Annotated in this window: 8 protein-coding genes and 3 pseudogenes; all 11 read right to left on the bottom strand. The window is 63.0% G+C overall.

The features are described 5' to 3' along the window. Positions 1-19: 19 nt before the first annotated feature. Complete coding sequence (locus CKW28_RS00550; RefSeq protein WP_040546260.1) at positions 20-337, bottom strand: ESX-1 secretion-associated protein; 318 nt, start codon at positions 335-337, stop codon at positions 20-22. Between the two features lie 35 nt (positions 338-372). Beyond that, positions 373-1,032, bottom strand: a complete 660-nt coding sequence (locus CKW28_RS00545; RefSeq protein ID WP_131588013.1) for an EspA/EspE family type VII secretion system effector — start codon at positions 1,030-1,032, stop codon at positions 373-375. 162 nt (positions 1,033-1,194) lie between these two features. Continuing rightward, on the bottom strand, positions 1,195-1,965 hold the full coding sequence (locus CKW28_RS00540) for a hypothetical protein (protein ID WP_003924589.1): 771 nt from the start codon (positions 1,963-1,965) through the stop codon (positions 1,195-1,197). Positions 1,966-1,986: 21 nt separating this feature from the next. After that, on the bottom strand, positions 1,987-4,323 hold the full coding sequence (locus CKW28_RS23995) for an EspK C-terminal domain-containing protein (RefSeq protein ID WP_234784975.1): 2,337 nt from the start codon (positions 4,321-4,323) through the stop codon (positions 1,987-1,989). A 3-nt stretch (positions 4,324-4,326) separates the two neighbouring features. Further along, a complete protein-coding gene (locus CKW28_RS24540; protein WP_494337699.1) occupies positions 4,327-5,451 on the bottom strand; it encodes an ESX-1 system-associated protein in 1,125 nt (374 codons plus the stop codon). Positions 5,452-5,895: 444 nt separating this feature from the next. Continuing rightward, positions 5,896-6,195 carry a PE domain-containing protein gene (locus tag CKW28_RS00530; RefSeq protein ID WP_003924591.1) on the bottom strand — a complete coding sequence of 100 codons (300 nt, stop codon included), beginning with the start codon at positions 6,193-6,195 and terminating at the stop codon, positions 5,896-5,898. A gap of 196 nt (positions 6,196-6,391) precedes the next feature. Then, complete coding sequence (gene istB / locus CKW28_RS00525) at positions 6,392-7,192, bottom strand: IS21-like element helper ATPase IstB (protein WP_003924592.1); 801 nt, start codon at positions 7,190-7,192, stop codon at positions 6,392-6,394. Between the two features lies 1 nt (position 7,193). Beyond that, positions 7,194-7,655: pseudogene (locus tag CKW28_RS00520) on the bottom strand (IS21 family transposase); the annotation flags it as partial. Between the two features lie 58 nt (positions 7,656-7,713). Further along, positions 7,714-9,070: pseudogene (locus tag CKW28_RS00515) on the bottom strand (IS256 family transposase). Next, positions 9,063-10,286, bottom strand: a pseudogene (istA, locus tag CKW28_RS00510) (IS21 family transposase); the annotation flags it as partial. The pseudogenes istA and CKW28_RS00515, both read right to left, overlap by 8 nt. Positions 10,287-10,733: 447 nt before the next feature. Continuing rightward, on the bottom strand, positions 10,734-11,870 hold the full coding sequence (locus CKW28_RS00505; RefSeq protein ID WP_131588017.1) for a hypothetical protein: 1,137 nt from the start codon (positions 11,868-11,870) through the stop codon (positions 10,734-10,736). Positions 11,871-11,951 lie beyond the last annotated feature (81 nt).

The raw sequence follows: 11,951 nt of genomic DNA, 5'->3' as shown, positions 1-11,951 counted from the left end.
GGTGAGCGCTGCAGCGGCGTCAGCCTGGGCGCATCTCCCCATCGAGAGTCTGCTGGCCCTGCTGATCCGTGCGCGTATATTCCGCAGCCGCCGTGTCCAGTTTCTCGGCGAGGTCGTTGGAGATCCGCTCCATCGCCTTGGCCGCGTTACTGCGTGACATTTGGGCGGCACCGAGTGCGGCTATTGTCGGCGCGCACACAATGCCGTGGGTCTGGAGGACTTTGCCCGTCACCCCGTCGGTTGCGGCTTCTGCTGATCCCAATGTGGTTGCGACATCACGCTGCCCACCGGCCAAACCGGTCAGATCCGAGGCCGCGACTTCCAGGTTGCCGCCCACGCTGCTTCCTCTCTCTTGGGTCCTTGACCGGTTGATCAGGACGGGTTCGCCGCCGACGCAACGCTGCTGTACTCGCCGGCAGCTTGTGTCATGCGCGCAGCGTTGCGGATCACGGCCCGTGTGAGCTCGTTGTATCGCAGGCTTGCCAGCGGTGCAGTTCCGGCAACCGCTGCCACCTCGATGGCGGTGGAAATGGCCGGGCCTTTGAACGGAATCGCCTTCGCGGCAATCGCGGCTGGGATAGATAGGCTCAAGACCGTCTGACACCGGTCCAGCATCTTGCGCGCCACATCGACTTGATGGGCCTCCGCGTCGAGGATTTCCTTCACAGTTCGATCGATGGCGGCCATGCGCTCAGCACGCGCACGCTGCTCGTCATTCCTGTCGGTGTAGGTGTTTGACGCCTTACCCTGCCAACTCTCGGGCGACTTCGTCGCACCGAGGGCCTCGCCTGCAGCCTCGAAAGCTTGTGCCCCTTCTTCGAATCGGTCTCCCTTCTCCGGGGTACCGACTCCACAGGTATTGCTCATCACCATCATCGCCAAGAGCGCTGCTCGAATGATGGGGGTGGCGGCCGCCTTGGCGAGTCTTCCTTGGTCGAGGCCGCTACCCGCTTCGGTCATGCCCTGCATGAGTGTGACGAAATCAGCGCCAGTACCGGCTATCCCCCATCCGGTATGGTCCTTGGCGCTCATCGGGTGCTCGACGACGCTCTTACCCCAGTTGAGAGTCGAGTATGCGTCTAGCATTCTGGACATGCGCGCTCTTTCGCTCGTCGTTATGCAAAGCCTAGCAACGAGTACACGCCCCGAACCGCACTAGATTGTCTTTGCGGCGGGAAGCTGACATCAGAGCGATCACCCAGGGGGCGGCGGGTTCTCATGCGCCGCCTGAACCCCCGGGCCGAGCTCCAGATGCAGTTGCTCCAAACGCGCCAGAGCCCGATCGTCGGTGAGCTCAAGACGAGCCTGCGGATGCTGCCAGTAGAAGCGCATCAGCTCAAGAAGCGCGCGGCCCCCGGGCGTGAACCACGCCGACTCCTTCAATACGTGCATCTGGCGGTCTGCCGTCACGACGGCGATTGGGCTTCGCGCGCCCGGGTATTCGAGCGCTTCGTCGGTGATGTGTACAACGTCCGACCAGTCACCGCTTCTGATGCGGAAGGACTCTACGAAGGTGAAGCCGTCCGGCGTCAATCGGACATAGCCGGCTCCCCGGCAGTACACCATCCGCAGCAGCAGTACCAGACAGACCACCGCGGGCAAGAAAAATATTGCGGCATAGTGCCGTCCGATATCCTCCGGAAGCGGGATGTTCAATCGCCCCGTTACTCCGAGAATCGAAAAGCTGCCGAACGCGAGGGTTCCCGCCGTCAGACATACGTACAGGCCCGCATCGACCCGCCAGTCGATTCGGATCACCGTGCCGTTGTGATCAGCCGCTGCTCGGGGTTTCACCTTCGGCTTGATGACCCAGGCGATCAGCGCAGGAAACCACAGGGCGGCCAACGCCAGGGCGACGATCATCGTGACGTGGTGGCCGTTGCGAAACGCGTGCACCGCCCAGCCGAAGCACACGAGGAAGGCGATGGCCAGTATCGTGATCGAGAATCGCCGCAGTACGACCATCGGGGTTCGGCCTCTTCGGACTCAGGTGCTGGCGGATTCTGCCAGTGCGTCCGCCATCAGCACGCTCAGGTGCTGCCAGTACACCCAGTCGGCGATCGCCTCGCGCAGGCTCTGCGCGTCGATCGCGGTGTGGGCACGGTGTAACGCCAATTCCTGCCGGTGTTCGGTATAGGCGATGAAGCTCTTGAGATGGGCGAGTTCTCGGCCTTCTCCCGCGCCCATCAACGGTTTCATCGTGTCGAACCAGAGTTGATCGGACTTGTCTTCGGGCGCAGTGGCGTCCACGGGAGGCGGCGGCAGCAGGTCGGGCAGCATGGCATCGCTCATCGCGGTGAGGCGGGCGGCAGACTCCGGAGCGATGACTTCGAGCCGGCTACGGCCCTGCATCGTGCCGTTCTGAGGAATGTCCGCCTCATCGATCAACACCTTGCGCGCGCCCGGGTCGATCCCGCGCAGCTGCTCGTCGGTGCCGACCACGGCCTGCAACGTGGCGCCGGTGTGCTGTGCCCACCCCTGCAACGCCAGGAACGGGTAGGTCGCCCACTTCGCGCGCTCGGTTGGGGGGATCGATTCGTCGGCGGTGGCCATCTTCACCTGCTCGGGCAGATTGACCCCGTCCGGGATGAACGCCAGCCCGTAGCTGTTGGCCACCACGATGGTGCCGTCGACGGTGACCCCGGTCGCCCATAGGAAGCCCCACTGTGCCTCCGGGATGGACGGCGGCGCGTTCAGTGCCGCACCGATCTGCCGCGCCAGCCGCAGCGGGTCATGTCCGCCCTGGAGGCGACGTAACGCGCCTGCGGTCGCTGCCCCGGCGACGGCGTCGCGCTGCGCCCGAGCATTGGTGACCGGTACCGGAGCTGCGGCGACACCGGCGGCACCGGTTGCCGCCGCAGCGGGCGGAGCCACAGGGGCGGGACCCGGGGCGGCCGGCGGTACCGGTGCGGCCGGCGGCGGAGTGGGCGCCGGCACCAACGGCATTGGGCTGCCACCGGCTGCACCGCCGGTACCCGGCATGGGGGTCGCTGGAGCTGCCCCTCCGGCGCCGACCGGGCCGGCGGCCCCGGTGGGCGGTGTGTTCGGCGAGGCCGGTGTCGCAGCGGCAGCCGGATTCGCCGGTGCCGGCTGAGCCGGAGCGGGCGCCTCCAACGGCTGCACCGGAGGAGCGATCGGAACCTGCGCAGCGCTGGCGGCGCGAACAGCCGCTTCCAGTGGTGTCGGCGGGGGCGCAGCGGCGGGGTTCGTTGCAGCGGCCTGTCCTGCTTGCGCGGCGGCCGGATCGACGGCAGAGGAGCTTTCCGAGCCAGAACCAAAGGAACCCAACGACGAACCGGTGCTCGTTGAGCCGCCCGATGAGGGACTTCCGGACGAGCCGGACGAACCTAGGCCGCCACCGGCCGGAGAAACACCGCTGGAGGGTCCGCGGGAAGACGCGGGCGGGGTTGCGTGGTGGGGCACCGGGGTCGAAAAACCCGCTTGGCCGGGCGCACCCGGGACAGCCATCGTGGGCGTCGTCGCCGCTGGCGGGCTAGTTGTCGCCGCTTCATATACCTCCGGTTGCGAGCCGTTACCAATCGGTTGCTCTACACCACCATTTGCGGGCTCGTTTTCGGGCGGCGGCAATTGCGGGTTCGTCCATAAACCTTCTTGTTCCGCCTGGTATTCGTGCGGGTGACCATCCGTCGGCGAGTCTCCCGGCGGCGTCGGCGGTGACCACAAGCTGACAGTATCTGAGCTGAACTCCGAAGGCTGGCCTTCGGCTGATGCCTTATCCGACTCCGCGGATACAGGCGTTCCATCGCCAGTGTCAGTCGCTGATTCCGTCGACGCGTCAGACTTAACCTCGATACCGAATTCCGCGGCTAGTTCTTCCGATTTTCGAGATATTGTCTGCAAGTTATCGTTGCGGCCGGCTCGAACGAGCGCGGATGTCTCTGCATCAGCCAGAAGGCACTCGCCCTGAACTTCCTTAGCTTTTTGATTTAGAAGTTTTTTCGTATCAGCTATAGTTTTCTCAATTTTGCGCAGCCTGCGTGCAACGGCATCAGCCTCGGCAGCTGTGGCACTATGAGAAGCGATAATCTTATCTGCCGTCGCTATCGCCGCTGCTGCGGCACCACCCTCCCAATTGCTATTTAGCACGTCTCGCTGGTTCTGAAGCGCAGGAATCACATTGTTGCGGATATCGTCCGCAAATTGTTGAAAACTATTTGCGGTCTCAGCGATCGCTTGTTCATCGGCGTTCACCCAGCTGTTGCCCGTTACTGTCTGACTTCCGTATTCGCTGTCGTCAGGCTGAATCGTGGCGACCGACCAAACATCTTGCGGAACTGTCCGCAAGGCAATCGGATTCGTCATAATCTATTCCGCAACTGCTCGACAGGCTGCGTTGACTACACCGACCAAATAGTTCGACGCCATCAAGAGATACTTATCTGCTGGCACATAGGTGGGCAATGCAGCAACATACGCATTTCGGTATTGTGCGGACAGTTGAGCCACGTCCCTCAGAGTTCCATTGCCGCTTTCCTCACCGAGCGAGTTAACTTCGCGCGCGAAGTCTTGCATCACAGGTATGACGTCATCGGTGAGGCGTTTCTGCTCATTGGACCACTGGCCAGCAGGAATGTCTGGTGATGTCACCGTCCACGGCTTTATCTCGCTCTGATAGGCGGCTAGAGCAGAAGCCCAGTCCTCGCACACTGGATTCGGTTCTGTGAGGTATCGTTGCGGTTGAGACAAATCACCCAACGGAGGCACCTGGTCAGGGGGGGATAGTGGTGGCACTAACGGCGCACGTGCCGCTGCAGATTTGAAATCAATTGCGGCACAGATGCTCGATATCGCTTCAGAGATACTGTTAGCCACGACGGCGAGGTTGTTGTCAACAGCCACGTAGGTGGGTATAGCGTCTGCATAAGCCCGTGAATACGCTATTAATTGTTCGTATAGTTCGCGCATGACGCGATGCGGGGTCATCTCTGCTATCGGCACAAGCTGGTCAGCGGATACCCTCATTGACTCTCCCACCGCCTCGAATTGCTCCCGTACATCCGGCGTCCACTCGGTTGCAGGTACCGCCGGATCCCGACGATCCCACCCGTTACGCTGCGCGTGGGCGCGAGTTTCGAGTATCGGCCGGACCGGAGCGCACGATGGTTCGTCGGTAATGACGGTTATCGGACCCGTATCGTCGGCACTGGCAATGCGTGTATTCGAAGTATGGGCTTGGTTTGGGGCAGCACGTGATGGCTCATCGCCAACGACCTCGTCGCCACCCGCGACCGATAGGGTGACCGCGGCCGTCACTCCCACAGCAGCTAGCAATGCGACCGCGCCGACTACCCACTTCCAGCCGTTGCCTCGCTTCGGTGGCGGTGTCGACCACTGTCCGTGCGGATACTGTGGCCACGGCTGCGGCGGTCCCGGGCGACCCCCAGGTGGTGGTGGGTGGATTGGACCATTGGGTGGTGTTGGTCCGCTCATCGGCGGGCCCCTCCAACCGCAGAAAAACCCCGCGTCACAGGTCAACCAGGGCGGAATCGCGAGTCACCTGTTCCGGCCCCTCGGCACGACTATCCGACGTCTCATGTTGCCCATCCGACTGTGGGCGGCGGCCACGGTTTTCCTCCGCGGAAATGGCATCCTTGTCCGACACCGGCTCTCCTATCGGTTGGTTCGTCGGTTCAGGAAGGAACCCTAGCCCTGAGTCTTGCTCGGTAGGATCCGCACGCTCTAGGGCATTAGCGGAGAGGCTCTCCCCGATAGTTCCAGCGAATTGCCCAATTTGTTGATGCGCGCCTTGACCTGCCTGCAATACAGTTTGCGGTGCGGACCCCGCAGCTCCTGCCATCTGCACGGGCACTCCCAAAAGGGAACCGATAGCGCCGTTCTGTCCGGTTGATCCGTACGTATCCCCGACTGAACCACTCATAGCGCCCCCGGCACATAGACCGCGTCTGCAGCACTCTTCAGCTCCTGATCGGCAGTATCATCAGTGCGCTGATAGGCCTGCTTGGCGGCTGCTACATTCGCGGCGAATTCCGCTTCTTGGGCACGCGTCGCGGCAACCATCTCGGTTACCTTCGCAGCGACGCCGGGCAGAGCTTCGGCGACCACCTGACTCATGGGGTCTTCCCCAGCCGGTATTGCCGGAACAGACGGCACCATGACCTCCGCCGGATCCCAGTGCAGCGCGCTCTCATTGACCTTCAGTTCAGGGATAGCCATCCTCTGTCCCCTCGTCAGTTACCCACGTCCTGGCGGCCAACGCCATGGCAACGAGCGTCGCTCTGCTGTCAAAGACCCGCCAATGATCACGTCGAATGTTACCTGACCAATGGCACCTGCTTAAGCAACAATTATTGTCGCTTGCCAGGGGGATGGGACCACCTGATTGCCACGAGGATGGGACCACCGTGGCGCGTTATTGAGGATGCTGGTCGGGGTGGCCTGGGTCAAGTTGGTCGCGGGTGCGTTGGCGGTAGGACGGTCCTTCGATGACCAGGGTGTGGGCGGTGGAGGTCAGTCGGTCGATGGCTGATTGGGCCAGCAGGGTGTCGGCGGTCATGGTCAGCCATTCGGCCGGCTCGCGGTTGGAGGTTGCGATGGTTGTCTTGGTCCGGTGGCGTTCCACCACAATTTCGTAGAAGTCGCTGGTCTTGGTGGCGTCGAGGGGCCGTAGCGCGAAGTCGTCGATGATGAGGACGTCGACGGCGGCCAGTCGGCGGATCTCGGCGTCGACGGTGTTGTCGAGGCGGGCGGCGCGTAGCCGAGTGAACAGTTTATCGGCGCGACCGAACATGACACTATGGCGTCGGCGAATGGCCATGTGCCCCAGTGCTGTTGCCAGATGTGTTTTGCCGACGCCGACGGGTCCGAGGATGATCGCCGATTGCCCGGCGTCGAGGAACCGTAGCGAGGTCAGATCGCCGAGCAGGGTGCGGTCATAGCGTAGGTCGTCGAGCGCATTCCAGCTGTCGAAACGCATTGTCGGGTCGAGCCCAGCTTTGACCGCCCTCAGTGCCGCGGACCGGGATTCGCGTCGTGACACCTCGTCGGCCAGCAGTGTTTCGAGGAACCCGATGTGGCTGAGTTTGTGTTGGCGGGCCAGTGCGGCGCGTTCGGGCAGGGTGTCGGCCAAGGCGCCGAGTTTAAGGGTTTTGAGCAGTCGCAGCAGGTCAGCGCCGACCGGCTCAGCGGGCTTGCGGTTGGTGGAGGTGGTCATGTCAGCGGGTCTCCTCGGACTCGGAGTGGGATATCACGGTCAATGGTGTTGGGGTGGAGCTGAATTCGGATGGGTCACGGGAGAACCGGGTGGCTTCCTGTCCGACTGCCCGCGGTAGTGCCGGTGCGCAGGTTTCGGTGGCGCGTTCCAGCATGGAGGCGATCTTGGTGACCGAGACCACATCGAGGTCCAGTGACAGTGAGCAGGCCGCCTCGACGCGCTGTGCGCCGTAGCGGCGCACCAGGCCCAGCAGGCGGTAGACGGTGCGCATCCGGGTCCAGGGCAGCGGGTCATCGAGGATGCGTTCGGCATAGATCCCGATATTGGGCCCGTGCGCCGCGCACGCCGCGATCAACGCTGCCAGGTCGCGCAACGCGTAGCCGGCCTTGTGTTCGGGCAGATCCCCACGGTCGGTGCTGCGGCCCCCGGCCGGCTGGCGGGGATGGACTTTCACCAGCGTGCCGGAGCGTGTCAAGTTTTCTGTGTAAGTCGCTTGTTTGGTTTCCTGTCGATCGTCGGTGTTACAGATACGGCTCGATGCGGTCTGGGTAGACCAGCGAGAGTTGTTCGAGTGCTTTCTTCCAGTTGGTGACCACTTGTCCTTCCACGAGGCGTCCGGGAGCTGTTCGGCAACGTTTTTGGCTGCGTTCCTTGGCCCGTTCGGCGGCGCGTTTATCCTCGATGTTGCAGATGGCCAGCCACAGCAGTTTCACCACGGCGGCATCGTTGGGGAACTGGCCGCGGGTCTTGGTGACCTTGCGTAACTGGTAGTTCAGCGATTCGATCGAGTTGGTCGTGTAGATCACCCGGCGCAACTCGGGCGGAAACGCCAAAAACGGCGTGAACTGTTCCCACGATCGATCGAAAACCCGTGTCACCGTGGGATTTTTCTTGCCTAACTCCGATGCGGTGAACGCGTCGAGTTCGGCACGGGCCGCTTCGGCGTTGGCCGCGGTGTAGATCGGTCTGAGTGCTGCGGCCACGGCCTTGCGGTCGCTGTAGGGCACGAACCGCAGCGCGTTGCGGATCAGATGCACCACACAGGTCTGAACGGCGGCCTGCGACCAGGTGGCCGCGATCGCCTCGGGGAAGCCGGTCAACCCGTCGCAGCATACGATCAGCACGTCGCGGATGCCGCGGTTGGCCAGATCGGCACACACCGAGGCCCAAAACGCCGCTCCTTCGTTCTGCTGGACCCAGATGCCCAGGACGTGCTTGATCCCGGCCATATCGACGCCCACGGCGATGTGAGCGGCCTTGTTGCGGGTGTGGCCGCCGTCTTTGACCTTGACGACGATCGCGTCGAGGTATATCACCGGGTAGATCGGGTCCAGCGGCCGGCGCTGCCAGGCCAGGACCTCCTCGCAAGATCTCGTCGACGATCTTGGAGATCGTCTCGTGCGAAACGTCGGTCCCGATCGTCGACGCAAGGTGAAACTGTATGTCACGCAGGGTTATTCCACCGGCGTACAGCGAAATGATCATGTCATCGAGCCCGCCGAGGCGACGGGCGCCCTTGGGCACCAGCCGCGGAGTGAACGAGCCGTCACGATCACGCGGCACATCCAACGGCACCGGGCCGGCCTCGGTCTGCACCGTCTTCGCCGAAGTGCCATTGCGGGCATTGGGCAGCGCCCGCCCCACCGGGTCGCCCTTCTCATAGCCCAGATGATCGGTCAGCTCCGCAGCCAGCCCACGCTCCAGAGCCAGCTTGATCAGCCCGGGCAGCAAGCCCCCCTCACCGGTCAACGCAACCTCGCCGGAATCGACCTGAGCCAGCAAATCGTCCACCACGCCCGACACCCGAAGCGCCTCGGCCATCTCCACGGTGGACCCCACCTCACCCAATGCCAAATCCGCGTCCTTGCCTGTCGCCATGCCCTGAGATCCTTCCGTCAGGACTTACACAGACCATCTGACACCCCCGCGTGCCGCGGTGATAGAACTTCACCAACTCCCCATCGGCACGCACGTCCAACGTGGTGCCGATCCAACACTCGGGCAGCGAGTACAGCGCTTTGGCGACCTCGGCGTGGAAATCACGGTGCACCTTGACCGCTTTGAACACCGGCACGTCATAGACCCCCGGCATCGCCAGCAGTAGCGGCTGTTCTTCGGCGGTGAACACCTCCAGCGGACGCGCGCAGGTGGTGCCGTGGATGCGGGTCCCGGCGGTGCGCTCACACCACACGGTCGCGACGTGCTGAGCTTCGTCGAGACTGCTGAATGTTTCACCGTCCCAGAAGTTTCGGCGCACATACTGCACCACGCGTTCCACCCGCGGCTTATCCTTCGGGGACCGCACCCTGGCCGGGTCGGTGAGGAATCCGCCATGACCGGCGTAGTCCAGCCACCCACGGGTGAACTGCGGGTTGAGCGCATCAGCAGAAGCGATCACCGGTTTCAAATTGTCGGGGATCAGCACTGCGAACACCCCACCGAAAAACGCCCACGCCGCCTGACATCCGGCGATCACCGCCGCCAGGGTCTGCGAGTACGTCAGCCAGACGAACATGTGCCGGGAGTAGACGGCGGTGAAGATCAACGCATGCACCTTGCGGCGCCGACCGTCCGTGGCGTCGGTGAGCATTCCCAGGTAGCCGAAATCGATCTGGCACTCCACGCCGGGATCACCATCAGCAACCCGTACCGTGGTGCCCTTGCGGCCGAAACCACAACGCTCACTGGCGAATCGGTGCAACGTTCGATACGGCACCACACACCCCTGCCGGGCCAGCAACGTGTGGATCTTGGTGATCGTCAACGGCCGCTGTTCACCGTCGCCGGCCACCCACGCCCTGATCTGTCCCTCGAACGCCAACAACTGTTCCCACGCCGCACCATGACCATGCGGGCGCACCGGGCGCACCGCCTCGGCGACCGCCCCGATCAACCCGTCATCGATCACGCTGGCGTCGTCGTCTCGGCGCAGACCGGCAGCATGCGCGGCCTGCACATAGCGGCGCACCGTTTTGCGGTCCAGGCCGCAATGCGCGGCGATCGTGCGCAGGCCTGGCGCCGGTAACCCGGCCACCCCCAGCCACAACCGCAGTACTTCCCTGATCTCGTTCACATTGACCTCCCGAAAAGCCATGCCCGCTGCCTCCGTGACTAGAGCTGTCACGACGATCGAACGAACAAACGAAGAGACCACCGACGCGACGCGCCGGTGGTCCCATAACTGGCAATCCAGGTGGTCCCATCCTCCTGGCAAAAATCAGGTCACACTGGTCCCAAGCTCATGGCAGACGACAAATTATTGCTGCCCACTGCGGTAAGCGACGCGCTCACCAACATCCACAGCCGCGATGCGCACTAAATTGGCCCAACTCGGGTAACAACGTGCGTGTGGGTGCTGATGCACCAATTTCGCCGGGATCACGCGATATCGCGGATGGCAATGACACGCTGATCATGATGGCTTTGGAGTAGCCGGTAGCGGTCACACGAACCACAGCCGCTGGAGAATGCCGGCAGTGGCTCCTCTCCAGTAGCTACATGGGCGCTCATCCCGACGAGGATCCAACGCCGGACAAGTCTGTCAGACGTAGCGATTCAGCAGATCCTCGACAGAGTGGGGTAGCAGTTCCGTTGGTATCAGCAGACCTTCCGAGGAGAGCCGGGGGTCGAGACGCCCGATCGGCCCCTGGATCGTCATCACCACTGCAGAATCGCTTGGCTCCATCTTGGTGATACGAGGAGCGCCGACGGCTTCGAAGTAGCCGCCCAATTGCACGCTGACCCAGGTTGGCCCGAATTCAGCCGACAACGGCGATTCCTCCGGAACCAACCTGCGCAGATGTGCTCGCGCACCATAGAACGCGTAATAGCCGAGGAGGCCGTAGCCTGCGATCCCCATCATCATCAACGGCAGGAACATCGAAGAACAGAGAGATCGCTCGTCATCGAGGAACAGCGCGACGACGGCGGCCACCGGAAAAATCATCAGAAGCCGCGCCACCTTTCGCACCGCCGAAGACCGTCGCGCGGCCCTGGCGAGTCGGTCCGCCAGCGTGCGATCGGCAGTCGCGTGGGTTCGGATCACCTGGTCCCGGTCGGAACTCAGGCCTGTCGCCAGAGGGGGTCTCGGAGGAGGTGTGTTGACGTGCACCGCCGTGGCACCAAACCGATCACGCCGCGTCGACCCGGATTTCACATCCTTCGCAGCGTCTGCCGGCATCAGTTCCCGCGGGACGAGGATCTTCTGTCCACGTGCGATGATCACCAGGATTGACCTGTGTTCTCTGACGCGGTCGACCTGCGAACGGGCCAACGCGGTGTACCGATCGGCCCAACCGATTCCGATCCAGTCCGGTGTGACGTCGCAATAGACCGTGGTTCCTACCGGCAATCTGCCGAACCGCCAGTAGTCGGGATTAGCCCGGTATATCGCCCCTACCACGACGAAAGCGAATACCAGGACACCGACGACCAGGCCGCCGAGGAGTTCGGTGGTAAAGAAGGGCGCTTCTGGCTCCATCTCGGTGACAATGATCAACGGGGGCATGAGGATGAGGACAATGCCGAAGACGACCCACGCCCAGGGCATGGCCGCGTATTCGGCAACTGCCATCCGGTGAGCGAGTTCCCGATCTGAAACCGTGCGCATCCGGACCGCTCCACCCGGCAGATATTCGATGTCGGGTGTGTTGTGATCGGCGTCCGTTCCGTCCGGCATACGGTCCCTTCTGAGTGTTGCGGTCGGCTACGTTTCCACCCATGTCGCCGACCGGACCGCTCTCGGTCGACTCATCCTCTA

This window comes from Mycolicibacterium thermoresistibile, assembly GCF_900187065.1.
GTDB classification, from domain to species: domain Bacteria; phylum Actinomycetota; class Actinomycetes; order Mycobacteriales; family Mycobacteriaceae; genus Mycobacterium; species Mycobacterium thermoresistibile.
The sequence above is the reverse complement of the archived record's forward strand: the minus strand, read 5'-3'. Positions and strand labels throughout refer to the sequence as shown.